Origin of the sequence: Enterobacter cloacae complex sp. IR53041 (assembly GCF_049238285.1) — a bacterium.
Lineage (GTDB): Bacteria > Pseudomonadota > Gammaproteobacteria > Enterobacterales > Enterobacteriaceae > Enterobacter > Enterobacter roggenkampii.
This window is the reverse complement of record NZ_JBMKHB010000023.1, coordinates 52,793-79,756: the sequence shown is the minus strand read 5'-3', so window position 1 is coordinate 79,756 and position 26,964 is coordinate 52,793. Positions and strand designations below refer to the sequence as shown.

The window sequence follows — 26,964 nt, the reverse complement described above, 5'->3', positions numbered from 1 at the left end:
AACAGGAGGGACAGCTGATAGAAACAGAAGCCACTGGCGCACCTCAAAAACACCATCATACACTAAATCAGTAAGTTGGCACCATTACCCATTTTTGCGTTAATTTCCGCGCGGGTCAGACACAAAGATTTTCAAAGAAGTGTCAATTTAAGTAGCCAAACAGGATGAATTGGGATTTATCGCTATTAAAAAACCAATTAAAGCAATTAATATCTATAAATATCTATTTTGTCGAAACTTAACTCCAGACAATGGTGTTGCACTGGTTACATAATCCAAACCGTTAAATAAAACATAACAATAACATTATGGTTAACATTCAAAACGGCTTGCTTATACCTGTTTAATAAAATTTTAATAATCACGCATCTGAATCATCACCTCACTCCGCGACATCAAAACCACGTTGCCCTTCTCTCTGCGTTAAAATGCTGTATTATGCAAACTATTGCGATATTTTGCAGGAATGTAACCGATGCACAAAACTGCACGACAGCGCCACGTTCTGGATATCCTGAGCGAGCAAGGCCAGGCCAGCATCACCGAACTGGCAGAAAAGCTGCAGGTTTCAGCCGATACCATCCGTCGGGATCTGACCGACCTGGAGAACCAGGGTCTGGCGCAGAAGAACCACGGCGGAGCCATCGCGCTGAATCTCTCCGCCATGAACCGTCAGGGCCGCAATACGCTGCTGCCGGAAACCAAACAGCGCCTCGGAAAACAGGTCGCCCTGCAGGTCCCTGCGGGTTCTACCCTGTTTCTGGATGCGGGCAGCACGGTAATGGCTGTCGCCTCCTTTCTTCGCGGGCCGCTCACCGTCATAACCACGTCGCTGGATATCGCCCAGCATTTTAGCGACCGGGAAGACGTTGAACTGATCCTGCTCGGGGGGAAATGGGACCACCAGCAGCGCCTGTTTGCCGGAAGCGCCACGTTGTCGTTGCTGTCCCGCTATCGGGCAGATATCGCCATCCTCGGGGCGTGCGCCATTCATGCCGAACTCGGTTTGAGCGCCGGTAAAGAAGCGGATGCCGAGGTTAAGCGCGCGATGCTTGACGCAAGCCATGCGCACTGGATTGTTGCCGACCACCTGAAGGTCAACCGCTGCGAGCCGTATCTGGTTTCCGGGTTATCCAACATTCAACAACTCTTTTTAGATCGTCCCTGGCCTGAGCTTGGGGACCCTGGCGCATTGCAGGTCACGGTGTGCGCGAATTAACGTGGAGAAGTTCATGAGTACAGTTCGAACAATTAACATTGCGCTGATCGGGTATGGATTTGTGGGCAAAACCTTCCATGCCCCGTTAATCCAGTCTGTGGACGGGCTTAAGCTGGCCGTGGTCTCTTCTCGTGATGAAGAGAAGGTTAAACGCGATCTGCCGGACGTAGAGGTTGTCGCCACCCCTGAAGAGGCTATTCAGCATCCGGATGTTGATCTGGTGGTGATTGCCTCCCCCAACGCCACGCACGCCCCGCTGGCGACGCTGGCTCTGAACGCCGGCAAGCATGTCGTGGTGGATAAGCCTTTCACCCTCGACATGCAGGAAGCCCGCGACCTGATTGCGCTGGCGGAGGAAAAGCAGCGTCTGCTCTCCGTCTTCCACAACCGCCGCTGGGACAGCGATTTTCTCGGCATTAAGCAGATTATTGAGCAGGGCACGCTCGGCAAGATTAAACATCTGGAGTCGCATATTGACCGCTTCCGCCCGGAAGTGCGCGTGCGCTGGCGCGAGCAGAACGTCCCCGGAAGTGGCTTATGGTTTGACCTGGGTCCTCATCTTATCGACCAGACGCTGCAGCTCTTTGGACTGCCGCAGTCGGTTCAGGGGAATATCGCGACGCTGCGCGACGGTGCAGAAATCAACGACTGGGCGCACGTGGTCTTAAACTACCCGGAGCATAAGGTGATTCTGCACGCCAGCATGCTGGTGGCGGGCGGTACGGCGCGCTTTGCCGTCCACGGGGACAAGGGCAGCGTGGTGAAGGCCAGAATCGATCAGCAGGAAGCACAGCTGCTCTCCGGGGTGATCCCCGGCAGTGAGGCCTGGGGCGAAGACAGCGACAGTATGGTGTTCTTTGGCGCTGACGGCGCATCGCAGACGATCCCTACCCCGAAAGGCGATCAGCGCCAGTATTACATCAATGTGCGTAATGCGCTACGCGGGGAAATCGCCAATCCTGTCCACCCTGTTGAGGCACTGGCAGTCATGGCCGTGCTGGAAGCGGCGGTGAAGTCGTCTGAGACGGGGTCAACCCAGGCGCTGGCGTTAAGTGCCGAAGAGCGTGCTCTGTTGGGTTAAAAACAAGCCGGGTGGCGCTGCGCTTACCCGGCCTACGATTCAGAGCCGTTTGTAGGCCCGTGCAAGCGAAGCGCCGCCGGGCGAGAAGACTACGAACGCTTTTTCGGCATCATGCGCAGCAGGGTATTATCTTTCCAGAAATAGTGGTGCATCAGCGCCGCCGCGGCGTGCAGGCCAATCACAAAATAGCCCAGATTTGCCAGCGTCTCGTGCCACTCTTTCAGCATATCTACCAGGTCAAAATTGGACTCCGCCGCATGCGGCATCGCCAGGCCAAAAGCAAACCAGTCGCTGCCCCGGTTATACATCATCACAATGCCAATCAGCGGCAGCGCAATAAACAGCAGATACACCACCAGATGCCCCAGATGAGACATCCCCGTCACCATCGCTTTTGGCTTCGGTTGAATCGGTGGTGCACGGAATTTCAGGCGAACCAACAGACGCGCCACCATCAGCACCAGGATACTGATCCCGCATGAGACGTGGATCATGTTGATCGTCGGGCGCGCGGTGCGCGGGAAGAAACCTCTGAACTCCATGGCGCAGTAGGCGACGATGATTAACAGAAACACCAGCCAGTGGATGCCGATTTGCAGGCTTGTATATTTAGTGCGCATGTGATTTCTCGATTAAAAACAGTTACCGCGCCAACATAATCTCCTTTCCTTAAAAATTCATTAACTTTTCTGTATGGTTTTTCAAATACATCCTCCCGCATGAAGCATCTTCAATTGCCGCCCTGCCCGTGATGGTCTAAGCCTGGATGAGTTCAAACTGTCACATCGACACGTTTACAGGAGAACACCATGAGTAAAATTGGCATTAACGGATTTGGACGCATCGGACGTCTTGTTCTGCGTCGCCTTCTTGAAACCCAGGACAGTAATACCGTCGTCGCCATCAACGACCTCACCTCTCCCAAAGTGCTGGCCTACCTGCTCAGGCACGATTCCAACTACGGTGGCTTCCCGTGGAGCGTGGATTTCACCGAGGATGCGCTGATCGTTGACGGTAAAACCATCGCGGTGTATGCCGAAAAAGAGGCAAAGCACATTCCGTGGAAAGCCGCGGGCGTGGATATCGTCGTGGAGTGCACCGGCTTTTATACGTCTGAAGAGAAATCACGGGCGCACCTGGACGCGGGCGCGAAGAAGGTGCTGATCTCTGCGCCCGCGGGGGACATGAAAACCATCGTCTACAGCGTGAACGACGAGACCATTGACGCCAGTGATACCATTATTTCCGTCGCCTCCTGCACCACCAACTGCCTCGCCCCGCTGGCAAAAGCCCTGAACGACGCGTTTGAAATTAAGGTGGGCACCATGACCACCATTCATGCCTATACCGGTACCCAGGCGCTGGTGGATGGCCCGCGCGGGAAAGATCTTCGCGCCTCCCGGGCGGCGGCAGAGAATATCATTCCGCACACCACCGGCGCCGCAAAGGCCATCGGTCTGGTGATCCCTGCGCTCAGCGGCAAACTGAAAGGCCACGCCCAGCGCGTGCCGGTTAAAACGGGCTCCGTGACCGAACTGGTGGCCATTCTGGGCAAGAAAGTGACCGTTGAGGAGATCAACGCCGCGCTGAAAAAGGCCACTCAGGGCAATAAATCGTTCGGGTATACCGATGAAGAGATTGTGTCGTCAGATGTGATTGGCTCGCATTATGGTTCGGTGTTTGACGCCACGCAGACGGAGGTGTCAGAAGCGGGAGACCTTCAGCTGGTGAAAACCGTTGCCTGGTATGACAACGAGTATGGGTTTGTGACGCAGCTGGTGCGGACGCTGGATAAGTTTGCGGCGCTGTGATTTCCCCCCCTCACCCTCTCCCCAATGGGGCGAGGGGATTGTTCCGTGCCTAAATTATTTTACGTGCGTCATTCAGGACAGGATCCTGCTGTAGCTGTTTCCACGCTGCCATGACGGCCTCGGGGAATTCAACGTGAGCAATATAATCCCGCCCGGCCGGGCCATAGCCGTTAGCGTCGTCATACAGGCGCGGCAACTCCCCCATAACCAGTGAAAGGTAACGGTCAACGGGCCACAGCCCGGTGTGGCTCTCGCTGAATTCCACGCCCTCGTTACCGTTTTGCAGCGTCGGCGTAAACCCGGGATGGCTGATCCACTGCGGTGAATCGGGCTCATCACGACACACGCGGGCAAACGTCGCCATCGTGCGGCGCTGCATCGTCGGATCCTGCACCACCAGCACCCGCCCGGTCGTTCGATGACGCTGTTTCAGCATGTTCCAGCTAAAGCGCGCGTTTTCACCGCAGTTGGTGGAGCGATCCTCAACCCACAGACGCGCCTCGGGGATCTGCCAGAACGCCCGCGCAATGTCGGCAAGAATGCTCGCTTCGGCCCGCCCGGTGACCGGTACGGTGTGGTAACGCGGATGATTGCCAATGGCGGTATATAAAAAGGGGGTCGAATGGCCGATGCCGCCGCTGATCAGAAGCGGTACATCTCTCTGGGCGGCAATACGGCAGGCCGCGTCAATGGTGGGGATCACCGCGTTTCCGGCCAGAATCACCGCATCGACTTCCGGGCTCGGACGGGTCGCGCTCAGGTCGTCCTGCGCCAGCCATTCACCGACAGTATTGAAGGCCGCCAGCGTGGCATCCGCCAGAACGGGAAAATGGGGCTGAACCATGGTGAACTCCTCACGTTGTTGAAGCGCCGAAATTATCATTTTTCTGAAATAACCAGAAACATCCAAAAATCATCGGGTTGCACCTGCCTATTATGCTTTTGATTTCCAGCCCTACAAAACATTGTATTGTGCAGGCGGCATGAAAAAGCACCCAACGCTGCTTATTTCGCCGTGATCTGACCAGTTTTATCCCCCCTGCGCTTGCCAAAGACAACATCCGACCCTAAGTTGCTTAACAATTTCACAACCTTTTTTATCATCACAGGTTGCACCTGAAGCGCGCCAGGTGACACCTCTCTCATCATCAACGTGGCGGGGTTTCAGGTCATGACAGAACATGAAAGTACGACGACGGTGTTACGTAAAAATAAAAAGGTGTTAATCGCCAGCCTTACCGGGAGCGCCATTGAATGGTTTGACTATTTTCTCTAAGGTACGGCGGCCGCGCTGGTCTTCAATAAGATCTTTTTCCCGATGGTCGATCCGGTAATCGGACTCATCCTCTCTTATCTCTCTTTCTCATTAACCTTCTTTATTCGCCCCATTGGCGGGGTACTTTTCGCCCACATCGGCGACCGCATCGGACGTAAAAAAACCCTCGTGCTGACCCTCTCTTTGATGGGAGGTGCAACCGTTATGATTGGCCTGCTGCCCACGTATGAGATGATTGGCCTCTGGGCGCCTGTGCTGCTGATCCTGATGCGCATCATTCAGGGGATGGGCATCGGCGGTGAATGGGGCGGCGCGCTGCTGCTGGCCTATGAATACGCGCCAGAAAAACGTAAAGGCTTCTTCGGCAGTATTCCACAGGCGGGCGTCACCATCGGCATGCTGATGGCAACCTTTATCGTGTCGCTGATGACCCTGTTCAGCGAGGAGGATTTTCTCTCCTGGGGCTGGCGCATCCCGTTCCTGCTGAGCTCGGTGCTGGTGTTGCTCGGCCTGTGGATCCGCAAAGATATTGATGAAACGCCCGATTTTCAGAAAGTGAAAGCGTCCGGTCAGGTAGCGAAGGCCCCGCTGCGCGATACGCTGAAACATCACTGGCGTGAAGTGTTGATTGCCGCCGGTCTGAAGGTGGTTGAAACCGCGCCGTTCTATATTTTCTCGACCTTCGTGGTGAGCTATGCCACCAGCACGCTGACGTACCAGAAATCGCAGGCGCTGGAAGCCGTGACGCTGGGAGCCCTGGTGGCGACCATTATGATCCCGCTAATGGGGCTGCTCTCCGATAAGGTAGGCCGTCAGCGCATGTACGCAATCAGCGTCTTCGTGCTGGGCCTGTTTATCGTACCGTGGTTTATGCTGCTCAATACCGGCAACACGTGGGGTATCGTGCTCGCGACGGTCATCGCCTTTGGCGTGTTGTGGGCCCCTGTCACGGCGGTACTCGGCACGCTGTGCTCTGAAATCTTTAGCGCAAACGTGCGCTACACCGGCATTACGCTCGGCTATCAGCTGGGTGCCGCGCTGGCTGGCGGTACCGCGCCGCTGATTGCCACCGGCCTGCTGGCAAAATACGACGGCGACTGGGTGCCGGTGGCCTGGTATCTTGCCGTCACGGTGACCATTTCTTTAATCGCGATTTTCTGCGCCAGCCGCGTTAAGCGCGCCACTCTCATCCAGGCGCAGCCCGAACGTCTCTGACCCTTCCCGGCCCGTCCTGCGGGCCGCTCTTTTTCCTTAAATTTCCCTTCACCATTTGATTAACATGCGTAAATCATATTCACTTGAATTATCATTTGCGGGAGTCGTAGAATCGCTAGCCCGCTAATTATTCAATCATTTCTAAGGTAAACGACGTTATGCGCCTGCCCGAACGCGACCCTTATGCTCCTCGCGAGTGGCAGCCACATGAGAAACCCGCCCTGCTGGGTTCGCCCTCCACACCCGAACACAGTACGCCAAAACGCATTGCCTATGGCGTAGTGGGCCTGCTGGTCTGCCTGACGGGCGCGCTGGGGAATGCGGTGGTAACCGCCAACCTGCAAAATTTGCAGGGGACCTTCGGCGCCTGGTCAACCGAAATCGCCTGGCTGCCCGCGGTTTATGTGATGACCAACATCTCCATCAACCTGCTGCTGGTTAAATTCCGCCAGCAGTACGGCCTGCGCGCCTTTACGGAAGGTTTTCTGGTGCTGTACGTGCTGGTCACCTTTTTCCACCTGTTCGTTAACGATCTCAGCTCGGCGCTGATGGTGCGCGCCGCGCACGGCATGGTGGCCGCCGCGCTCAGCTCGCTGGGGATTTACTATCAGATCCAGGCCTGGCCTGCGAAGCACCGCCTGAAGGCGCTGACCATCGGCATCACCGGATCGTCGCTCGCCATCCCGCTGGCCCGCCTGTTTTCAACCGAGCTGCTGCAGCTGGACGAGTGGCGCGGGCTCTATTTCTTCGAGCTGGGACTGGCGCTGATCTCCCTGGCCTGCGTCATCGCCTTAAAACTGCCGCCGGGCGACCGGCGCAAGGTCTTTGAGAAGAAGGACTTTATCACCTTCTTTTTACTGGCCCCCGGGATGGCCCTGCTCTGTGCCGTCCTCTCTCTGGGCCGCCTTGACTGGTGGTTCGAAGCGCCGTGGATCGGCTGGTCGCTGGCGCTATCGCTGGTGCTGATTGTCGCAGCCATCGTCTTTGAACATAACCGCAGCAACCCGCTGCTGAACACCCGCTGGCTGTCGAGCGGCAGCATCGTCCGCCTGGGGCTGATTATGCTGCTGATCCGTATCGTGCTGGCCGAGCAAAACACCGGCGTCATCGGCTGGCTGCAGTACGTGGGCTTACAGAACGAGCAGATGACGCATCTGGCGTGGTCCATTTTCGCCGGTATCGTCTGCGGGATTGTCACCAGCTGTCTCACCATCAAGCCGACGAAACTGGCGTGGCCAATCATCACCTCTCTGGCGCTGATGATTGTTGCCTCGCTGCTGGACAGCCAGTCCAACAACCTGACCCGTCCGGATCAGCTGATGGTAAGCCAGTTCCTGCTGGGCTTCGGCAGCGCCTTCTTCCTGGCGCCCGCTATGCTGGCCGCCATTGGCGGGGTGATCGCCGACCCGCGTAATCTGGTCAGCTTCTCGGTGATGTTTGGCATGAGCCAGAACCTGGGCGGCCTGCTGGGCTCCGCGATCCTCGGCACCTTCCAGACCTGGCGCGAGAAATACCACTCCAGCCTGCTGGCGGACCAGCTCACCACGCTCAACCCGCTGGTCAACGAGCGAATTCAGCTTTATACCCAAATGTACAAAAGCCTGATTGGCGACAGCGCGCTGCTGGGAACCCAGGCGATAACGCAGCTGCAAACGGTCACCGCGCTGGAGGCGAATATTCTGGCTTATAACGATACTTATCTGCTGACGGCGAGCATCGCTGCCGCCACGCTGGTCTGGATTTTATGGCGCTTGCTGCGCCTGCGCATCACTGCCCGTCTGGCGCTGAAGAACGCCACCGGCAACAAATAATTGAAAGAGTTCTGGAGAGTTTATGAGTCAGCAGGATGCCGCCAAAGAGCAGGCCAACACCCGCAAAAATGTGCGCATTGTTTCCGTTTTCACCGCCGCCGCCATCGGTATTGTCGGCGTGCTGGTGATCCTTTATGCGTGGCAGCTGCCGCCGTTCACCCGTCACGCGCAGTTTACCGATAACGCCTACGTGCGCGGCCAGACGACGTTTATCAGCCCGCAGGTGAACGGCTATATCACCGAGGTGAAGGTTCAGGACTTTGTGCAGGTCAAAAAAGGTGACCTGCTGCTGCAGATCGATGACCGCATCTATCGTCAGCGGGTGCATCAGGCAGAGGCGCAGCTGGCGATGAAAATTGCCGCCCTGAATAACAACCTGCAGCAGCGTAAAAGCGCCGAAGCAACGATCGCCAAAAATGACGCCGCGCTGAAAAATGCCCGCGCCCAGAGCCTGAAAAGCCAGGCGGATTTAAAACGGGTGAAAGAGCTGACGGCGGACGGCTCGCTTTCCATTCGCGAGCGCGACGCCGCGCTGGCCAGTGCCGCTCAGGGTAGCGCCGACATCGACCAGGCGAAAGCCGCCCTTGAGATGTCGCGTCAGGATCTGCAGACGGTGATTGTCAATCGCGGTGCGCTGGAAGCGGATGTTGAAAACGCCAAAGCAGCGCTGGAGCTGGCGCAGATTGACCTGCAAAACACCCGCATTGTGGCGCCGCGTGACGGCCAGCTCGGCCAGATCGCCGTGCGTCTCGGGGCCTACGTGACCGCCGGAACCCATCTCACCACCCTGGTGCCGCCGCAGCACTGGGTCATCGCCAACATTAAAGAGACCCAGCTCGCGGAGCTGCGCGTCGGCCAGCCGGTGAAGTTCACCGTTGATGCCCTGAACAACAAGGCGTATCAGGGCCACGTGGAGAGCATCTCCCCGGCGACCGGCGTGGAGTTCAGCGCCATCACGCCGGATAACGCCACCGGGAACTTTGTCAAAATTGCCCAGCGTATTCCGGTGCGCATTGAGGTGCTCGTTAAGCCAGAGGAGGCCGCGCTGCTGCGTCCGGGTATGTCGGTGCAGGTAACCATTGATACGCGGGAGGCGAAGCAATGATCCTTCGCCCGATAGCCGCGCTGGTGGCGGCGGTCATGCTGGCCGGATGCCAGTCCGTTGACGTCAAACCGGCGCAGCCGACGCTGCACATCCCCACCCAGTGGCGCACCGTCTCCGGCCCTGCCAGCCCGACGGAGCAGCTCTGGTGGCGTAATTTCCATGACAACCACCTGAACCGCTATGTGGATCAGGCGCTACAGCACAACAGCGACGTGCTGATCGCCCGCGAACGGATAAACGAGTATCAGGCGCGGGTCTATGCGGCCGACGGCAGCCTGTTTCCCTCCCTCGACGCGGGCGTAACCGGGACGCGCGCCCGTTCACAATCCGCGGCGACCGGGCTGCCGGTTTACGGCACATTGTACAAAGGGAGCCTGACGGCAAGCTATGACGTGGATATCTGGGGCGTCAACCGCAGCACCTCGCGCGCTGCCGAAGCCTCGCTGGCGGCGCAAAAAGCCGCCGCCGCGGCCGCGGATTTGACCGTCGCCTCGTCTGTGGCATCCGGGTATGTCACCCTGCTCTCGCTTGACGAGCAGCTGCGGGTGACCGAGTCCACGCTGAAATCGCGCGAAGAGGCGTTTAACCTTGCGAAGCGTCAGTTTGAGACGGGCTACAGCTCGCGCCTGGAGCTGATGCAGTCGGATTCCGAACTTCGCTCAACGCGGGCGCAGGTGCCCGTGCTGCAGCACCAGATTGCACAGCAGGAGAATGCCCTCAGCCTGCTGCTGGGAAGCAACCCGGGCGACGTGGCGCGCAGTGAAAGCTTTGCAGCACTGACGCCGCTAACGCTGCCGTCGCAGCTGCCTTCTACGCTGCTGAACCGCAGGCCGGATATCGTCCAGGCCGAACGCCAGCTGGTGGCGGCGGATGCCTCGCTCGCGGCGTCGCGCGCCAGCCTGCTGCCGTCGATCAACCTGACCGCGACAGGATCGGTTCAGGATCGCACCCTTTCCGGCCTGCTGGACAACCCGCTTCAGCTCTGGAGCGTCGGAGGCAGTATTCTCGCCCCGCTGCTGAACCGCCAGGCGCTGAATGCGCAGGTGGATATTTCTCAGTCCCAGCGTAACCAGGCGCTGTACGCTTATGAAAAAACCGTGCGTAACGCATTTGCCGAAGTGAACAACAGCCTTGATGCGATAAGTCGCTATCAGGAACAGCTGACGGAGCTGCTTGCCCAGCAGGATGTGGCCCAGGAGACGCTGCGCATTGCGCAAAATCGCTATCGCAACGGCTACTCCTCCTATCTGGACGTGCTGGACGCGCAGCGCACGCTGTTCTCGGTCCAGACCAGCGTCGTGCAGGTGAAAAATAACCTGCTGCTGGCGCAGATTGATTTGTACAGAGCGCTGGGCGGCGGCTGGGTCAGTGCCTGAAAACCTGCCCGGTGGCGCTTCGCTTACCGGGCCTACATTTCGCCCCGTAGGCCGGGTAAGCGAAGCGCCACCCGGCGTTTATTCCTCAGCCCTGTAAGCCGGGTAAGGCGTAGCCGCCACCCGGCAATCCCCACAAGGAGTCAATCTATGCAACAACAGTGGTCTGCAGTTGATAATTTCATGATTTCGTCACTTATTCCTGACGATGACGTACTGAATCAGGTGCTGGAAAACAACAAACGCGCCGGGCTGCCTGAACATGATGTCGCGGCCAATCAGGGGCAGCTGCTGGCGCTGTTCGTGCGCATGACGCAGGCAAGACGCATTCTTGAGATCGGGACGCTGGGCGCCTACAGCTCAATCTGGATGGCGCGCGCGCTGCCGCCGGACGGTAAGCTGATTACGCTCGAGGCCGATCCCACGCATGCCCGCGTTGCGCGCGAGAATATTCAGCTTGCGGGGTTAAACGAACGCATTGAATTAATTGAGGGTCCGGCGCTGAGCTCGCTGGAGAATTTCGGCGAGGTTCCGCCGTTCGACCTGATCTTTATTGATGCCGATAAGCCAAACAATCCCGGCTATCTGGAATGGGCGCTGCACTACTCCCGCCCCGGCACGGTAATTATCGGCGATAACGTGGTGCGTGACGGCGAGGTAATCAACGGGGAAAGCGACGATGCGCGCGTGCTGGGCGTGCGGCGTTTTATTGAGATGATGGGGGATAACCCGCGCTTAACCGCCACCGCGCTGCAAACGGTGGGGATTAAGGGTTGGGATGGGTTTACGCTGGCGATTGTAGAACGATAACCAGCCGGGTGGCGGCTTTGCCTTACCCGGCCTACCCGTTCTCCCCTAGGCCCGGTAAGCGCAGCGCCACCGGGCAAGGGTTTAACCGGAAATCTGCTCCATCGCCTGCAATATACGTTTATCCGAAATCGGATACGGCGTACCGAGCTGCTGGGCAAAGAAGCTGACGCGCAGCTCCTCGATCATCCAGCGGATCGCCTGCACGTCTTCATCGTCGCGGCGCGCTGGCGGCAGCTTGTTCAGCCACTGCTGCCACGCCTGCTGCACGCTCTCCACTTTCAGCATCTGCGCGCGGTCGCGGTGCGGGTCGATAGCCATCTTCTCCAGCCGTTTTTCAATCGCCTGGAGATAGCGCAGCGTATCGCCGAGACGGTTGAAGCCGTTGCCGGTGACAAAGCCGCGGTAAACCAGCCCCGCCATCTGCGCCTTCACGTCCGACAGGCCCAGCGCCATGGTCATATCCACGCGCCCTTTCAGACGCTTGTTGATGTTGAACACGGTGGTGAGGATCTGCTCGACCTGTTTGGCAATCTCCACCACGGTGTCGTTCAGCTCCGCACGCACCTTCTCGTGAAGCTGAGCAAAGCCCTCTTCCGTCCAGACCGGGCCGCCCGCCTCGTGAATGAGTTTGTCCACGCCGCAGGAGATGCAGTCGTCAATCAGATCCAGCACCTTGCCGTACGGGTTAAAGTAGAGCCCCAGCTTGGCCTTGTTCGGCAGCTTCTCGTGCAGATATTTGATCGGCGACGGGATGTTGAGCAGCAGCAGGCGACGCAGCCCGCGCCACATCATCTGCTGCTGTTCCTGCGGGTTATCAAATAGCTTGATCGCCACGCTGTCGCGCTCGTCCACCAGCGCAGGCCAGGCTTTTACCTTATAGTTGCCGCGCTTCTGCTCGTAGCTTTCCGGAAGCTGGCCAAAGCTCCAGATGTGCAGCCCGCTCTGCTCGATGCCGTCGTCGGCCACCGCAGAGAGCGTCTCCTGGACTTTGCCTTTTAGCGCCTCTTTCAGCTCGCTCAGGGAACGCCCTTCCTGCAGCTTTTTGTTTTTATCGTCCACCACGCGGAAGGTGATTTTCAGGTGATCGGGCACCTGATCCCAGTTCCAGTCGTCGCGGTCGATGGTGGTGCCGGTCATGCGGCGGAACTCGCGCTCCAGCGCGTCCAGCAGCGGCAGCTCCAGCGGCGTGACGCGGCCCAAAAACGCTTCCGCGTAATTTGGCGCAGGCACAAAGTTGCGGCGCACCGGTTTCGGCAGGGATTTGATCAGCGCAATCACCAGCTCGCGGCGCAGGCCGGGAATTTGCCACTCGAACCCGCTCTCGTCGACCTGGTTTAACAGCGGCAGCGGAATGTGGACGGTCACGCCGTCCGCGTCGGCCCCCGGCTCGAACTGATAGGTCAGCCGCAGCTTGAGGTTGCCCTGATGCCAGAAGTTCGGGTAGTCGAGCTTGCTGACCGACTCCGCCCCCTCTTTAATCAGCATGCTCTTTTCGAAGTTGAGCAGGTCCGGCGTCTCTTTGCTGGCCTTCTTCCACCAGCTGTCGAAGTGGCGGGCGGAAATCACATCGTGGCTGATGCGCTGGTCGTAAAACTCGAACAGCGCTTCATCGTCCACCAGAATGTCGCGGCGGCGGGACTTGTGCTCAAGTTCCTCCACTTCCGCGCGCAGCTTCAGGTTTTCGCGGAAGAAGGCGTGGCGCGTCTGCCAGTCACCCTCCACCAGCGCGTGACGGATAAACAGCTCGCGGCACAGGGCCGGATCGATCTGACTGTAGTTGACCTTGCGCGCGGCGACCACCGGCAGGCCGTAAACGGTCACTTTTTCGGTCGCCATCACCGCGCCCTGCGCACGCTCCCAGTGCGGTTCACTGTACGAGCGCTTAAGCAGATGCTGCGCCACCGGCTCCACCCATTCCGGATCGATACGGGCGGCAATGCGTCCCCACAGGCGGCTGGTTTCCACCAGCTCGGCAACCATGGTCCATTTCGGCGGCTTCTTGAACAGGCCAGAACCCGGGAAGATGGCGAAACGGGCGTTGCGCGCGCCGGTATACTCCTGCTTCTCGGCGTCCTTCATCCCAATGTGGGACAGCAGGCCGGTCAGCAGCGCGATATGGATTTCGCGGTACTCCGCCGGTTCGCTGTTCACCGGAATGCCCAACTCTTTCACCACCTGGCGAAGCTGGGTATAGATATCCTGCCACTCGCGCACGCGCAGGTAGTTGAGGAAATCCACCCGGCACTGGCGGCGGAACTGGTTCGAAGAGAGCGCCTTCTGCTGCTCGCCGAGGTAGTTCCACAGGTTCACGAAGGCGAGGAAATCGGACTCTTTGTCGTGGAAGCGACGGTGCTTTTCGTCCGAGGCCTGCTGTTTGTCCATCGGACGCTCGCGCGGATCCTGAATGGAGAGCGCCGAGGTAATGATCATCGCCTCGCGCACGCAGCCGTGCTTTTGCGCTTCCAGCACCATACGCGCCAGGCGCGGGTCGACCGGGAGCTGGCTGAGCTGGCGGCCCAGCGGCGTCAGCTTATAAACCGTCGCCTGCTCGTCGGTGGTAATCGCCCCGAGCTCTTCAAGCAGACGCACGCCGTCCTGAATATTGCGTTTGTCTGGCGCTTCGACGAACGGGAACGCGGCGATATCGCCCAGCCCCAGCGCGGTCATCTGCAGGATAACGGACGCCAGGTTGGTGCGCAGAATTTCCGGGTCGGTAAACTCCGGGCGCGACAGGAAATCGTCTTCGGAGTAGAGACGAATGCAGATCCCTTCCGACACGCGGCCGCAGCGGCCTTTACGCTGGTTGGCCGATGCCTGAGAGACCGGCTCAATCGGCAGCCGCTGGACCTTGGTGCGGTAGCTGTAGCGGCTGATGCGCGCCGTACCCGGGTCGATCACGTATTTAATGCCCGGCACGGTGAGCGAGGTTTCCGCCACGTTGGTCGCCAGGACGATGCGGCGTCCGCTGTGCGGCTGGAAGACGCGGTTCTGTTCGCTGTTGGACAGGCGGGCATACAGCGGCAGGATCTCGGTGTGGCGCAGGTCGCGCTTGCTGAGCGCATCGGCGGTATCGCGGATTTCGCGTTCGCCGCTCATGAAGATCAGAATGTCGCCCGCGCTTTCGTTACCCAGCTCGTCAACGGCATCGAAGATGGCCTGCAGCTGGTCGCGCTCGGTATCATCCGCCTCTTCCACAATCGGGCGATAGCGCACTTCAACCGGATACGTCCGTCCAGACACCTCAATAATCGGCGCATTGTTGAAGTGCTTCGAGAAGCGTTCCGGGTCGATGGTCGCGGAGGTGATGATCACTTTCAGATCCGGGCGACGCGGCAGCAGCTCTTTCAGGTAGCCGAGCAGGAAGTCGATGTTCAGGCTGCGCTCGTGCGCTTCGTCAATGATGATGGTGTCGTACTGCATCAGCAGGCGATCCTGCTGAATTTCCGCCAGCAGAATACCGTCGGTCATCAGCTTGACCATGGTGTTATCGCTCACGTGGTCGCTGAACCGTACCTTGTAGCCGATGCAGCCGCCCGGCTCCGTCTGCAGCTCTTCGGCAATACGGTTGGCAACGGTGCGCGCCGCCAGACGACGCGGCTGGGTATGGCCAATCAGGCCTTTTATCCCGCGGCCCAGCTCCATACAGATTTTCGGCAGCTGGGTGGTTTTCCCCGAACCGGTTTCACCCGCGACAATCACCACCTGGTGGTCGCGTACGGCCTCAAGAATGTCCTGTTTCTTCTGGCTGACGGGCAGGTTTTCCGGGTAGGTAATCGCCGGGCGCGCAGCTTCGCGCAGCACAACCTTCCCTGCCGCCTGTTCAATCTCTTTCGCCATCTCCTGGTAAATGGCCTGTTGTGCATCAGGATTTTTAACCTTCTTGACGCCGTGCAGACGGCGGGCGAAGCGCTGTTTGTCGCGCAGCGTCAGAGAATCGAGCTGTTGCAGGAGCATCGGGAAGGTGAATTTTTGTTGTTCTGTCATAGCGTTAAAGGGCAGTACACGCCCTGATAAAATCTCTTTTTAATGATTGCTATAGAGTACCACACTGACGCCTTTCGCGCCTTATTCAAAAAATTCGAACATAGGCTTCGATATATTGCGCTATCTCTGTGGCAGGATTGTGAATAGAGTGTCAACAAGCAACGGGGCACCCCCCTTCAATCAAATGCAACAACAGGAATCACCCATGAGCAAAGTATTAGTTTTGAAATCCAGCATTCTGGCAGGGTACTCTCAGTCTGGTCAGCTGTCTGATTACTTCGTTGAACAGTGGCGTGAACAGCATTCTGCTGACGAAATCACCGTGCGTGACCTGGCTGCAAACCCCATTCCTGTGCTCGATGGCGAGCTGGTTGGCGCGCTGCGCCCAAGCGATGCACCGCTGAGCCCGCGTCAGCAGGAAGCGCTGGCCCTGTCCGACGAGCTGATTGCTGAGCTGCAGGCGCATGACGTTATCGTCATCAACGCCCCAATGTACAACTTCAACATCCCAACCCAGCTGAAGAACTACTTCGACCTGGTGGCGCGCGCTGGCGTAACCTTCCGTTACACCGAGAACGGCCCTGAAGGTCTGGTAAAAGGCAAACGCGCTATCGTGCTGACCAGCCGCGGCGGTATCCACAAAGATACCCCAACCGACCTGGTTGCGCCGTACCTGAGCCTGTTCCTGGGCTTCATCGGTATCACTGACGTGAACTTCGTGTTCGCGGAAGGTATCGCTTACGGTCCGGAAGTGGCGACCAAAGCGCAGACCGACGCGAAAGCCGCCATCGACAGCCTGGTTGCAGCGTAAGACTTTACCCTCTCACCGCCCGGTGGGAGGGTTTTTCTTTTCCCCCGCATTTCGTTATCATCCGCTCCCACTCTCCAGCCGGGCGGCCTGATGTCTGCGATCATTGATTCTTTTATTGCCCCACCGTGTCACGATGACATTCAGATCCTCTGGCAGGATGAACATCTGCTGCTGATCGACAAGCCTTCCGGCCTGCTCAGCCTCTCGGGCAAAAATCCGCAAAACTTTGATTCCGTCCACTATCGTCTGGTTCAGGCGTTCCCGGGCTGCACGCTGGTGCACCGTCTGGATTTTGGCACGTCCGGGCTGATGGTGGTTGCGCGCAATAAGGCCATTAACGCGGCACTGTGCCAGCAGTTTAGCCAGCGCAGCGTGGAGAAAGTCTACAGCGCCCTGCTTTGCGGCCACGTGGAAAATGATGAAGGGGTCATTGATGCGCCGATTGCCAAAGACCCGGCGCTGTTCCCGCTGATGTCGATCTGCGCCATCACCGGTAAACCCGCCCGCTCCCGCTACCAGGTCGTGGAACGGTTTTATCAGGGGGCGGGATTACCGTTAACGCGGGTGAAACTGATCCCGGAGACCGGGCGAACCCATCAGCTGCGCATTCACTGCCAGCAGCTGGGGCACCCGATTCTGGGTTGCGATCTGTATGGCGGTCTTGACGTGCCGGGCGCTGAAGACGCGCCCCGGCTGATGCTGCATGCCAGCGAGCTGAATTTTATTCATCCCGTGAGCGGCGAGCCGGTTAGTGCCCGTCACGCCGCCCCGTTCTGAACGCGGTTTACCACATCAAATCGTCAGGGATTTTGAAGTCCGCGTACGGATCGTCTTCGTCCTGCTCTTCCTGGCTGAGCGCGCTGTTTAACACGATGCTGTCGGCATCGCGCTGGGCAATTTTATCGGCCACTACCGCCGGGATAATCGCGTATTCACAGTCGCCGCTGGCGTTGATGACCAAGCGGGCAATCGCCAGACGGCCGTTGATCAGCTGAGCCTGGGTTTGCTTGTCCACCTCGATTTTTTTGATCAGATTACCGTCGGTGAAGTTAAAGGTGATGTTGCCTTTCGCCACGGTGATGCGGTTCATCTCGATCAGCTGCTTCACCTGCGCCTTAAACTCTTTCGCCAGCACGGCCTGCTTCTGCTGCTCGCTCAGCAGCTTGTCACGCTCGATCTGCGCCTTCTTGTTCTCTTCTACCGCTTCCCGAGCCTCACGCGCCTGAACGCGTGATTTCTTTGCCGTGCGCTGCACTTTCGCCGCTTTCTTGCTGCTGACGAGGCCCGCTTTCAGCATCTGCTCTTGTAAGGTGAGTTTTGTCATGATCGTTTCTAAACCGGTTGGAAATTTTGGGGATTATAGCGGGAATTGCGGAGCGTGTGCCAGAGAAGCAGGCATGGCGTTTTGTTAGCTGAGTCTGGTTCATTATTCATTCAGCATTTACTAAGGTTAACGAGAAAGCGTGATTAAAAATTGTCAGGTCATTTTCTTAAAAAAAATGAGCCGTTCATAAATATGATGTGGGTTGAATATCTATGGTCACGTCAGGCGTAGGCTGGCTTTCTCTTAATAAAAGGATGCGGGGAAAAGATGGCCTTAAAAGGAACGATGCTGCTAAATGGTGCTGACTATGCGCCTTTTAACCTGTACGGCGTTGGCGTGTTTATGGCGCATTCCGGGCAGGGAATTTACAGAAACAACGGATTTTGTGGTGCAGTTAAAGGGTCGGGTCCAATTCCCCCAGGTAAATACTGGATTGTTGACAGAGGGACTGGAGGTTTCTTTTCAGGTTTAAAAGCGAAGGTTCAGGATCGGTGGAATAAGGTCAGGTCCGGTGCAGAATTTGGCCGCGATGAGTGGTTTGCTTTGTACAAGGATGACTGGGAATCGATGATGGTACCTGGATTGATAACGTCTATCGGGGTTTGTTTCGGCTGCATCCGGGTACGGTATCTGAAGGATGTATCACGATTGCCCATAATTCTGATTACGCACTGATTCGGAATGCTCTCATGAGTACAGAGCTTATTCAGGTTCCCTGTATGCGTTCACTGATGGCACGCGGTTGGGTTGAGGTGAGTGAAAGTGGATATACCAACGCGTGCCCTTAAATGGGGCATCAGGCTGTTCAAAACGGTCTGGTTTCTTTGCATCAGCATTTTAGTAGGCCGCACATTGGGACCTGCTGAACGCTATCTTGATCATGACGTGGTCTCATCTCTATGTGATTTTATTTATGGTGATGTGAATGCTGAAACACTATACGACACATATACCAATATCGATATCGATATTTTAATCGTACTGACCCTCGCTACGGTTATTTACCGCTTAACAACGCTACTACTCAATAAAATAAGGAAATAAAGAATGCCTATTCCTCCCTACATGTGGCTAAAAGACGACGGTGGAGCACATATTAAAGGTTCTGTAGATGTTCAGGATCGTGAAGGTAGCATTGAGATCATAGGACTGAGTCATGGCCTAAACCTCCCGGTAGACAGCGCTAACGGCAAGATCACCGGCACGCGTCAACACTCATCTATGCGGATTGAAAAGGAAGTTGATAGCGCCACGCCCTACCTTTACAAAGCAGCATCTACCGGTCAGGCACTCAAAAGCGCTGAAATTAAGTTCTATCATATTAATGATGCCGGACAGGAAGTCTGTTATTACACTGTACTAATGGAGAACGTAAAGGTTACGGGTGTTAACTGCAGCGTGCCGAACGTGAAAATCGCTGCCAACGATAAAATGAACCATGTTGAAAGCGTAAGTCTGCAGTACGAAAAAATTACCTGGCGCATCGTCGACGGGAACATAATGCACAGTGATGCCTGGAACGAACGCCCTACAGCATAACGCTAAGGGGCGCGATGCCCCTTACTCTCTCACTTTCCTCTCCAGGCTGTGCGCAATCCTGTTCATGAACTTCCCTCATGTTGCATTGAAATTAAGTCACTTCCCCTGCGCCACGGGCTCAGGCATAAATTATGCATTGGTAACTTCTTAGCAACATGAACTTAGGATGCATAACCACAATGAGCAAAGCTTTCACATATACCCTTAAGCGCAGTTGCTTCGATGAGAATTACAACCCGTCAGAAAATACGCGTACGACCACCAACTTCGCCAACCTGGCGCGCGGGGAAAAGCGTCAGGAGAACCTGCGCAATACGCTGGTGATGATCAACAACCGCTTTAACGCCTTAGCGCGCTGGGATAACCCAAACGCCGATCGCTATGCGGTTGAGCTTGAAATCATCTCTGTCGATTTGAATATTGGCGCGGAAAAGCCGTTCCCGGCCATTGAGATACTGCAAACCACCATTGTCGACAACAAAAACAACCAGCGTATCCCTGGCATCGTCGGGAATAACTTCTCGTCTTACGTGCGGGATTATGATTTCAGCGTGCTGCTGCTGGATCACAACAAGAACCAGCAGCACTTCAGCATTCCGGAAAAATTTGGCGAACTGCACGGCAATATCTTCCGCCATTTTGTGAATTCACCTGAATACAAAGAGAACTTCACAAAAGGACCGGTGATTTGCCTGAGCGTCTCCAGCAAAGATACCTATCGCCGCACCGGTAACCAGCACCCCGTGCTGGGCGTTGAGTACCAGCCGGATGGCGAATCGCTTACGGAGCAGTACTTCGCGAAGATGGGCCTGAGCGTGCGCTACTTCATGCCGGAACACAGCGTGGCGCCGTTCGCGTTCTTCTTTACCGGGGATTTGCTGAGTGATTACACCGACCTCGAACTGATCGCCACCATCAGCACGATGGAGACGTTCCAGAAAATCTATCGCCCGGAAATTTATAACGCCAACTCGGCGGCGGGGCTGTGCTACCGACCGGATCTGAACCAGCAGGATCACTCCTTAACCAAAATTGTGTATGACCGGGAAGAGCGAAGCCGCCTGGCGATTGAACAGGGTCGGTTTACCGAAGAGTACTTTATTAAGCCTTACAAACACATTCTTGAGCAGTGGTCTGATAACTACACGCTTTAATACATTAAAAAAGGTCTTTTATTATGAAAACATTGCTCCCGACTTCAACGGCTGGCAGCCTGCCAAAGCCGACCTGGCTTGCGCAACCTGAGACGCTCTGGTCACCGTGGAAGTTACAGGGTCAGGAACTGCTGGCAGGCAAGCAGGATGCGCTGCGCCTGTCTCTGGATGAGCAGATCCGCGCGGGAATCGATATCGTCAGCGACGGGGAACAGACCCGCCAGCACTTCGTCACCACCTTTATTGAACACCTGAGCGGCGTCGATTTTGAGAACCGCCAGACGGTGCGCATTCGTAACCGCTATGACGCGAGCGTGCCGACCGTGGTTTCCGCGGTTGCGCGCCAGAAACCGGTCTTCGTCGACGATGCAAAATACCTGCGCCAGCTCACGGACAAGCCGATCAAATGGGCCCTGCCGGGGCCGATGACCATGATCGACACCCTGTATGACGCGCACTATAAAAGCCGCGAAAAGCTGGCCTGGGAATTTGCCAAAATCCTTAACCAGGAAGCGCGAGAGCTAGAGGCCGCAGGCGTGGACATTATCCAGTTCGATGAACCGGCGTTTAACGTCTTTTTTGATGAGGTCAACGACTGGGGCATCGCCGCGCTGGAGCGCGCCATTGAAGGGCTGAAGTGCGAAACCGCGGTCCACATCTGCTACGGCTACGGCATCAAGGCCAATACCGACTGGAAAAAGACGCTCGGCTCGGAGTGGCGCCAGTACGAAGAGGCCTTCCCGAAGCTGCAGACCTCTAACATCGACATCATCTCCCTGGAATGCCACAACTCCCGCGTGCCGATGGATCTGCTGGAGCTGATCCGCGGTAAAAAAGTGATGGTTGGGGCGATCGATGTGGCAACCAACACGGTTGAAACGCCGGAGGAAGTGGCCGATACGCTGCGAAAAGCGCTGCAGTTTGTCGACGCCGACAAGCTGTACCCGTCAACCAACTGCGGCATGGCGCCCCTCTCCCGTCAGGTTGCCAACGGCAAGCTTAGAGCACTCAGCGCTGGCGCAGAAATTATCCGCCGGGAGCTTGGCGCGTAATTCCCTTACGCTGCCAGTACGGCGGCGTACCAAAGCGCTCGACGTAATAATCAATCACCGCCCTGACGTTCAGGGGCGGATGTCGGGCATCAGGGTAGATCGCCGCGATAGCCTGTTGTTCCGTAGTGATGGCGCACTCCAGCGCGGGCAGGAGCGGAATCAGCTCACCGCGCTGGAGCGGCTCGCTCACCAGCCAGTCCGGAAACAGCACAATCCCCATCCCTCCCCGCGCCGCAGCCAGCAACGCTTCCGCATTATTCGAGGTCATCAATGGCGTCACGGGATAGTGTGTCCACGCCTCGCCCGCCCTGCGCAACAGCCAGCGGTTAGGCCCTGACGATCCGCGATACACCAGGCAATGATGGCGGTTCAGATCGTCCGGCACTTCTGGCGCACCGTGTTTACGCACGTAGTCTGGCGACGCGGCCAGATGGTACACCTGCTGCCCAAACACCCGCGCGCGAAACGACGAGTCCGTCAGCACGCCAATGCGGAAGATAAGGTCTGCCGCATCCCGGTGGGGGTCGATAAAATCATCGGTCAGCGTCAGCTCTACGCTCAGGCGAGGATAGCGTGCCGACAGGCCGGGAAGTCCTGGGGCTATGTGCTTCTGGCCGAAAAACACCGGTCCGTTAATGCGGATCGCACCGGACGGCTCCACCGCACGCGCGTCCAGCTCCCGGCGCGCCTCTTCAAGATTCTCCGCCATCGACCGGGCGTAGCGAATAAACAGATGACCGCTTTCCGTGGGAATGACGGCCCGCGTATTGCGATAGAAAAGCTGCTGCCCGAGCGCATCCTCGAGCTGGTGGATCACGCGCGATATCTGCGAGGCCGATATCCCCTGCCGCCGCGCCACGACGGAGAAGTTCTGCGCTTCATACACGTCGATAAAGATCAGCAGCGCGCGGATGTTGATGTTGCTGGCGTCAACCATTAATGCATATCCTGCAAAGGTGTTTGCAGCATTATGGCATTTTTCTCATTGCACAACCCACGTAATCTTCTTCGCCTGAAAACGGAGGAAGAAGAATGCAGTTGGTTTTGATTTTACTGGTGATCGCTGGCGGGATGGGCCTCTCCGTCGAGGCGGGACTGCTGGGCCCCCTGGGGGGGAAAGTCGGGGATTTATGGGCGACGTTCAGCATTTTTGGCGTCGGCGCCGCGCTGACGTTTTTGCTGATGCTGTTTTTCAGCCCGCGCAACAGCCCGTCGTTTTTCGCACAGCCCGGCTGGCAGCTCCTCGGCGGGGTGCTGGGTCCGATCTACGTCGTCATACTGACGCTCGCCACGCCGACTATCGGCATCGCGCTGACGATGATTGGCATTCTGGCAGGTCAGGTTTTTAAAAGCCTGATCATTGACCACTTTGGCCTGCTGGGTACGCCGCACAGGAAGATAAACGCAAGACGCATCGTGGCGCTGGTTTTTATTATTGCCGCACTGGTACTGGTCGCAAAGGGGTAAACACATGACACTGATGATGATAATTCTGGCCATCTGCGGCGGCGCGACGCTGAGCATACAGGCCGCAATTAATGGGCAGCTCGGCAGCAGCGTGGGCGTTTTCAAGAGCGCGTTTCTAACGTTTTCCGTCGGCGCGCTGGTGACCGCCCTGCTCATTTTCTTCTTTGAGCCTAAGCAGGCGGTCACGCTGCTGGACGTGCCGAAATGGCAGCTCCTCGGGGCGATGTTTGGCGTGCCCTATATCGTGATAATGGTGCTCGCCGTACAGCGGATCGGCACCGCCGTCGCCACGGTGGCGGTGATATTCGGCCAGCTCGCCATGAGTATGCTGATTGATAACTTTGGCTGGCTGGGCAATCCCGCCATTTCGTTTTCACCGAGCCGTCTGAGCGCGGTGGTATGCCTGGGGATTGCCCTGTACTTCATCTACTCCAGCAGCAAAACCGGCAGCGTCCGCAACTAAGCTGAGGTCTTACGGGTAAAGAACAGCGTCACCGTGGCGACGGTGACGCCCAGTTTCTTCATCTCGGTTTTATTAAACAGATGGTTCTCATCCTGCAGGTACATCCAGTCGTCAAAGTTCAGTAGCCAGGTGCTGCCGTTGGCCTTCACGTTCATGCTGTAATGCCAGTTGAACGCGTTGCCGGCGGCCTGCCCCGTTGCTACCCCTTCAATATCCCCCGCCGTGCCTTCGTAGCGATCGCTCCCCACGCGGCGGATATGCCAGACCCGCTGCTGCTTCTCGCCGTCGTCGTAAACGAAGTGCTCGTTCAGCGTCAGCGTATCGCCGATAACGTCCCCGGCAATCTCAACGTGAAAGCGGCGGATTTGCTTGCCGCTGCGATCCTGTACCATCCCCCACGCTTCGGTTTTGCCCTGGAAGTAATGGAAGATATCCAGCCGCGGCTGCTGCTGGCGATACTCGGTCACCTCCGTGCTACAGCCTGCCAGCAGCATCGTCAATGCCAGCGCCATCATCAGGATACGTTTCATTTTTGGCCTCCGATTAACTGCTGACGCAGCTCAGGGTATTGCGTACGAGGGTCGAGCCAGATGGCCAGGAAGCGGGTGCTGAACGCTTCTGACTGACGCGGTCCGAGTGGAATAAAGGCTTTTTGCGCCGCTGACGCGCGATACCAGAACTGCCCCTGCCCGTCGTCGAGCACAAACGCCAGCTGTGCGCCCGGCCGGACATCCGGCCACAGAGAGCGGAGCATCTGTAACCAGGCTTCGCTTCGGGGTTCCCGTTGCAGGATCCCCTGCGCCTGCCACTGGTCGCGGGTCGCCTCGACCAGCTCATCGCGATCGATATCGCGCGCATAGGTAATAATCAGCGCCTGATCCTGGTTCTCCCGACCGTAACGCCCGTCCGGCGTACGCAGCTGGGAGGTATAGACGGTGAACGGCCCCCAGGTGAGCGTGGCGTCACCCACCTTCCGCCAGGCCAGCCAGTCGGCGGCCTGGGCAACAGGAACAACCAGCGTCAGACAAAGCAACAAAACCGCAGCTCTCATTTTTGTCTCCCCATCAGCAGGTGGAAAAACAGCATCAACACCAGCCAGCCCGGCGCCATCCAGCTGACGACGATAAAGGTCGGCTCCAGAAACGTGATGGCACCCAGCCGCTCGCCAATCAGGTACGCCACCGGCCCTCCCACGGCGGCCAGCAGGGTGAGCAGCCAGCCGGGCAACGTGGTGGTGCGCGTAAGCTGCGTCCAGACGGTGGCGAACATCAGCCATAATGCCACCATCCATAGCGGCATCAGGGCATCACCCGTGAAGGCGATCAGCCCCGTCAGCGCCCAGAGCGTATCCAGCAAACTGCCCGCCGCGGCCAGCCCAATGGCGTAAAAACGATATACAGACGGCAAGAGCAGGCACGCCAGGATCGCCAGCCCGAGCCAGATAATCAGGCCCTGTTCGCGAAAGAGCACCACCAGCGCCCAGTAGAGATCGAACGCGACGGCCAGCAGGAAGACCTGAAGATATCGTCTCATACGCGCTCTGCGGTCAGCTGCACCACGCTAATGGTGCGGGCGTTAAACCCGGCTTCACAGTAGCCAAAGTAATAAAGCCACATGCGGCGGAACCGGTCATCAAAGCCGAGCTTTTCAATCTCCTGCCAGGCGTGGACAAAGCGCTGCCGCCAGTGCGCCAGCGTGCGGGCGTAGTCCGGCCCCATGTCGAAGAGATTGCGCACCACGAAATCGGTGTGGCGCGTCATCAGCTCGTTCATCGCGGTGATGCTCGGCAGGAAGCCGCCCGGGAAAATGTAGCGCTGAATAAAATCGACGCTTTTGCTGTAGTCGCGATAGCGCTGGTCCTGAATGGTGATGGCCTGAATCGCCATTCGTCCACCCGGGCGCAGCCGCGCCTGACAGGTCCGGAAGAATGTAGGCAGATAGCGTTGCCCGACGGCTTCAATCATCTCTATTGAGACCAGCTTGTCGTACTGCCCGGTGAGGTCGCGATAGTCGCAGAGCAGCACCTCAACACGATCCTGCAACCCGGCGCGGGCGATCCGCTCGGTTGCCCAGACGTATTGCTCCTGCGACAGCGTGGTGGTAGTCACCCGACAGCCATAATGACGGGCCGCGTATTCCGCCATCGCCCCCCAGCCGGTGCCGATTTCCAGCAGGTGGTCGGCCTCGCTAAGCGCCAGCTGGTCGCACAGGCGCGCCATTTTGGCCTGCTGGGCCGTCGTGAGATCCTGCTCGTCTGCGGTAAAGAGCGCGCTGGAGTAAAGCAGTTCCCTGTCCAGAAAATGAGCATAGAAGGTGTTGCCCAGGTCGTAATGGGCGGCAATATTTTCACGCGCCTGCGCGCGGGAGTTACGCCGCGTCCAGTGGCGCAAACGCTCCAGCGGTCGGCCAAGCAGCCGGAACCCTTTCTCAAGACGGCCAAGCACCTCGCCGTTGAGGGCCAGGATTTGCAGAAGCGGCGTGAGCTGCGCGGTTTCCCATTCGCCGTCCATCCAGGCTTCAGCGGCGGCAAGGCTCCCGCCCGTTAAGACGCGCCAGTAGACGGCGGGCGTGAGGATCTGCACGTCGGCGTGCAGCGCGGAGGATGTCTCGCCAAAATGGAAGGTCTGCGCCCCTTCACGCAGGGTGAGCGAACCACCGCGGATGCCGCTTAACAGACGAAACAGCAGCCATCGCGCGAGGCGGACGTTGCGCGGGATATCGGGTTCTAACGCAAAGACGGGATCGGTCATGAGCGTTCACTCCTGCTGACGGGATGGTTATACAGCGGCACGCGCTTGAGCCACAGCCTCAGCGCCTGCCAGTAAATGGCGAAAACGGTTTTCAGGGTCATAAGCGGGATGCGCAGCAGCAGCGCGCGCAGTGCCGGACGGGTCAGCGGCTCCCGGCGCAGGGCGAGCGTGGCGTCGAACACCTTCGCTTCCTGATGATTTTCAATGTGCATATGCAGCGTGTTATCCGGATCGTTGAAGCGCCAGTGGTAGATCATGTCCATCGGGTTGAAGGGGGAAACGTGAAACGCTTTTTCCGTGGGCTGGGCATGTTGCCCGTCGACCGCGTAATAATGACGCTCGTTCCACGGCGTGTTGCGAACCTCCGCCAGTACCCAGCGCAGAGTCCCCTTCCCGTCATAGCAGTAGTAAAAGTTGACCGGGTTAAAATGAAACCCGAAATACCGCAACTGCGTCAGAAGCATGACCCGCCCGTCCGGCCGTTCCCCGGTCAGGCTCTCCAGCCTGCTGAGCACGTTCTCTTTGAGCGGCGTGCCGAGCGGATAATCCGCGTCATGGAACGCGGCGGCGGCAAAGCGATTGCGGCGCACGCCGACGGACGCCAGCAGCGGCAGCTCATCAAGATCCAGCCAGGCCATAAAGACGCTGTAGCGAAATTCATGGGTTTTCGGCTGAAGGCGGCGGTGGCGCAATACGCCATGATAGAGGCAGCTGTTCAT

Annotated in this window: 25 protein-coding genes and 2 pseudogenes; 17 read left to right on the top strand and 10 right to left on the bottom strand. The window is 57.7% G+C overall.

Annotated features, from left to right (window positions below):
* The first annotated feature begins 475 nt into the window (after window positions 1-475).
* Both ACOTXF_RS16685 and ACOTXF_RS16680 read left to right on the top strand, forming a co-directional pair.
* The gene (locus tag ACOTXF_RS16685; protein ID WP_021242557.1) at window positions 476-1,219 is read left to right on the top strand and encodes a DeoR/GlpR family DNA-binding transcription regulator; all 744 of its coding nucleotides are present in this window, start codon (window positions 476-478) and stop codon (window positions 1,217-1,219) included.
* 13 nt (window positions 1,220-1,232) lie between these two features.
* A complete protein-coding gene (locus tag ACOTXF_RS16680) occupies window positions 1,233-2,300 on the top strand; it encodes an oxidoreductase (RefSeq protein WP_047746350.1) in 1,068 nt (355 codons plus the stop codon).
* An 89-nt stretch (window positions 2,301-2,389) separates the two neighbouring features.
* Here ACOTXF_RS16680 and cybB read toward each other — a convergent pair whose 3' ends face one another.
* Window positions 2,390-2,920, bottom strand: coding sequence for a cytochrome b561 (gene cybB / locus ACOTXF_RS16675; protein WP_023327423.1), 531 nt, complete (start codon window positions 2,918-2,920; stop codon window positions 2,390-2,392).
* 189 nt (window positions 2,921-3,109) lie between these two features.
* On the opposite strand from cybB, the gene gap reads away from it, so the two are divergent.
* Window positions 3,110-4,111, top strand: coding sequence for a type I glyceraldehyde-3-phosphate dehydrogenase (gap, locus tag ACOTXF_RS16670; protein WP_047746352.1), 1,002 nt, complete (start codon window positions 3,110-3,112; stop codon window positions 4,109-4,111).
* 49 nt (window positions 4,112-4,160) lie between these two features.
* Here gap and ACOTXF_RS16665 read toward each other — a convergent pair whose 3' ends face one another.
* On the bottom strand, window positions 4,161-4,955 hold the full coding sequence (locus tag ACOTXF_RS16665) for a YdcF family protein (protein ID WP_047746354.1): 795 nt from the start codon (window positions 4,953-4,955) through the stop codon (window positions 4,161-4,163).
* Between the two features lie 327 nt (window positions 4,956-5,282).
* Between ACOTXF_RS16665 and ACOTXF_RS16660 the strand changes: the two are divergent.
* The 5 genes and pseudogenes from ACOTXF_RS16660 (at window position 5,283) to ACOTXF_RS16640 (ending at window position 11,701) form a co-directional block, all read left to right on the top strand.
* Window positions 5,283-6,602: pseudogene (locus ACOTXF_RS16660) on the top strand (MFS transporter).
* A 158-nt stretch (window positions 6,603-6,760) separates the two neighbouring features.
* Window positions 6,761-8,413, top strand: coding sequence for an MFS transporter (locus tag ACOTXF_RS16655; RefSeq protein ID WP_008502308.1), 1,653 nt, complete (start codon window positions 6,761-6,763; stop codon window positions 8,411-8,413).
* 22 nt (window positions 8,414-8,435) lie between these two features.
* Entirely contained in the window at window positions 8,436-9,518 is a 1,083-nt protein-coding gene (locus ACOTXF_RS16650) for an HlyD family secretion protein (protein WP_232926820.1), read from the top strand.
* Complete coding sequence (locus ACOTXF_RS16645) at window positions 9,515-10,894, top strand: efflux transporter outer membrane subunit (RefSeq protein ID WP_008502310.1); 1,380 nt, start codon at window positions 9,515-9,517, stop codon at window positions 10,892-10,894. The genes ACOTXF_RS16650 and ACOTXF_RS16645 overlap by 4 nt, the downstream gene beginning before the upstream one ends.
* A gap of 147 nt (window positions 10,895-11,041) precedes the next feature.
* Window positions 11,042-11,701 (top strand): O-methyltransferase, encoded by a 660-nt coding sequence (locus tag ACOTXF_RS16640; RefSeq protein WP_045416039.1) that lies wholly within the window; start codon window positions 11,042-11,044, stop codon window positions 11,699-11,701.
* An 81-nt stretch (window positions 11,702-11,782) separates the two neighbouring features.
* On the opposite strand, the gene hrpA is transcribed toward ACOTXF_RS16640, so the two are convergent.
* The gene (gene hrpA / locus ACOTXF_RS16635) at window positions 11,783-15,685 is read right to left on the bottom strand and encodes an ATP-dependent RNA helicase HrpA (protein ID WP_048961880.1); all 3,903 of its coding nucleotides are present in this window, start codon (window positions 15,683-15,685) and stop codon (window positions 11,783-11,785) included.
* Between the two features lie 205 nt (window positions 15,686-15,890).
* Here hrpA and azoR point away from each other — a divergent pair, with 205 nt between their 5' ends.
* Both azoR and ACOTXF_RS16625 read left to right on the top strand, forming a co-directional pair.
* On the top strand, window positions 15,891-16,496 hold the full coding sequence (gene azoR, locus ACOTXF_RS16630; protein WP_008502313.1) for an FMN-dependent NADH-azoreductase: 606 nt from the start codon (window positions 15,891-15,893) through the stop codon (window positions 16,494-16,496).
* A gap of 90 nt (window positions 16,497-16,586) precedes the next feature.
* On the top strand, window positions 16,587-17,273 hold the full coding sequence (locus ACOTXF_RS16625) for an RluA family pseudouridine synthase (protein ID WP_047746362.1): 687 nt from the start codon (window positions 16,587-16,589) through the stop codon (window positions 17,271-17,273).
* A gap of 7 nt (window positions 17,274-17,280) precedes the next feature.
* Here the strand turns inward: ACOTXF_RS16625 and ACOTXF_RS16620 are convergent, their stop codons facing one another.
* Window positions 17,281-17,820 (bottom strand): DUF2058 domain-containing protein, encoded by a 540-nt coding sequence (locus ACOTXF_RS16620; protein WP_021242569.1) that lies wholly within the window; start codon window positions 17,818-17,820, stop codon window positions 17,281-17,283.
* A 267-nt stretch (window positions 17,821-18,087) separates the two neighbouring features.
* On the opposite strand from ACOTXF_RS16620, the pseudogene ACOTXF_RS16615 reads away from it, so the two are divergent.
* The 5 genes and pseudogenes from ACOTXF_RS16615 (at window position 18,088) to ACOTXF_RS16595 (ending at window position 21,565) form a co-directional block, all read left to right on the top strand.
* Window positions 18,088-18,608: pseudogene (locus ACOTXF_RS16615) on the top strand (DUF2778 domain-containing protein).
* On the top strand, window positions 18,583-18,864 hold the full coding sequence (locus ACOTXF_RS16610) for a hypothetical protein (RefSeq protein ID WP_074172853.1): 282 nt from the start codon (window positions 18,583-18,585) through the stop codon (window positions 18,862-18,864). The pseudogene ACOTXF_RS16615 and the gene ACOTXF_RS16610 overlap by 26 nt, the downstream one beginning before the upstream one ends.
* Window positions 18,865-18,867: 3 nt before the next feature.
* Window positions 18,868-19,359: an Hcp family type VI secretion system effector gene (locus ACOTXF_RS16605; RefSeq protein ID WP_008502317.1), complete on the top strand. Its 492-nt coding sequence runs from the start codon at window positions 18,868-18,870 to the stop codon at window positions 19,357-19,359.
* A 179-nt stretch (window positions 19,360-19,538) separates the two neighbouring features.
* Complete coding sequence (locus ACOTXF_RS16600) at window positions 19,539-20,513, top strand: DUF1852 domain-containing protein (RefSeq protein WP_047747529.1); 975 nt, start codon at window positions 19,539-19,541, stop codon at window positions 20,511-20,513.
* Window positions 20,514-20,536: 23 nt separating this feature from the next.
* Entirely contained in the window at window positions 20,537-21,565 is a 1,029-nt protein-coding gene (locus tag ACOTXF_RS16595) for a methionine synthase (protein ID WP_047747530.1), read from the top strand.
* On the opposite strand, the gene ACOTXF_RS16590 is transcribed toward ACOTXF_RS16595, so the two are convergent.
* Window positions 21,540-22,502 carry a LysR family transcriptional regulator gene (locus ACOTXF_RS16590; protein ID WP_032651765.1) on the bottom strand — a complete coding sequence of 321 codons (963 nt, stop codon included), beginning with the start codon at window positions 22,500-22,502 and terminating at the stop codon, window positions 21,540-21,542. The genes ACOTXF_RS16595 and ACOTXF_RS16590 overlap by 26 nt on opposite strands.
* A gap of 95 nt (window positions 22,503-22,597) precedes the next feature.
* Between ACOTXF_RS16590 and ACOTXF_RS16585 the strand changes: the two genes are divergently transcribed.
* Entirely contained in the window at window positions 22,598-23,032 is a 435-nt protein-coding gene (locus ACOTXF_RS16585) for a DMT family transporter (RefSeq protein WP_023292486.1), read from the top strand.
* Window positions 23,033-23,036: 4 nt separating this feature from the next.
* Window positions 23,037-23,495 (top strand): DMT family transporter, encoded by a 459-nt coding sequence (locus ACOTXF_RS16580; RefSeq protein WP_045416056.1) that lies wholly within the window; start codon window positions 23,037-23,039, stop codon window positions 23,493-23,495.
* Here ACOTXF_RS16580 and ACOTXF_RS16575 read toward each other — a convergent pair.
* From ACOTXF_RS16575 to ACOTXF_RS16555, 5 genes are read right to left on the bottom strand one after another with little or no spacing between them, the layout of a single operon-like run.
* Window positions 23,492-24,025: a DUF3833 domain-containing protein gene (locus tag ACOTXF_RS16575; protein ID WP_032651763.1), complete on the bottom strand. Its 534-nt coding sequence runs from the start codon at window positions 24,023-24,025 to the stop codon at window positions 23,492-23,494. The genes ACOTXF_RS16580 and ACOTXF_RS16575 overlap by 4 nt on opposite strands.
* Complete coding sequence (locus ACOTXF_RS16570) at window positions 24,022-24,546, bottom strand: hypothetical protein (RefSeq protein WP_023292489.1); 525 nt, start codon at window positions 24,544-24,546, stop codon at window positions 24,022-24,024. The genes ACOTXF_RS16575 and ACOTXF_RS16570 overlap by 4 nt, the downstream gene beginning before the upstream one ends.
* Window positions 24,543-25,028: a DUF2878 domain-containing protein gene (locus ACOTXF_RS16565; protein ID WP_008502325.1), complete on the bottom strand. Its 486-nt coding sequence runs from the start codon at window positions 25,026-25,028 to the stop codon at window positions 24,543-24,545. Before ACOTXF_RS16565 ends, ACOTXF_RS16570 begins: the two co-directional genes overlap by 4 nt.
* A complete protein-coding gene (locus tag ACOTXF_RS16560) occupies window positions 25,025-26,245 on the bottom strand; it encodes an SAM-dependent methyltransferase (RefSeq protein ID WP_023292491.1) in 1,221 nt (406 codons plus the stop codon). The genes ACOTXF_RS16565 and ACOTXF_RS16560 overlap by 4 nt, the downstream gene beginning before the upstream one ends.
* Window positions 26,242-26,964 carry a DUF1365 domain-containing protein gene (locus ACOTXF_RS16555; RefSeq protein WP_008502327.1) on the bottom strand — a complete coding sequence of 241 codons (723 nt, stop codon included), beginning with the start codon at window positions 26,962-26,964 and terminating at the stop codon, window positions 26,242-26,244. The genes ACOTXF_RS16560 and ACOTXF_RS16555 overlap by 4 nt, the downstream gene beginning before the upstream one ends.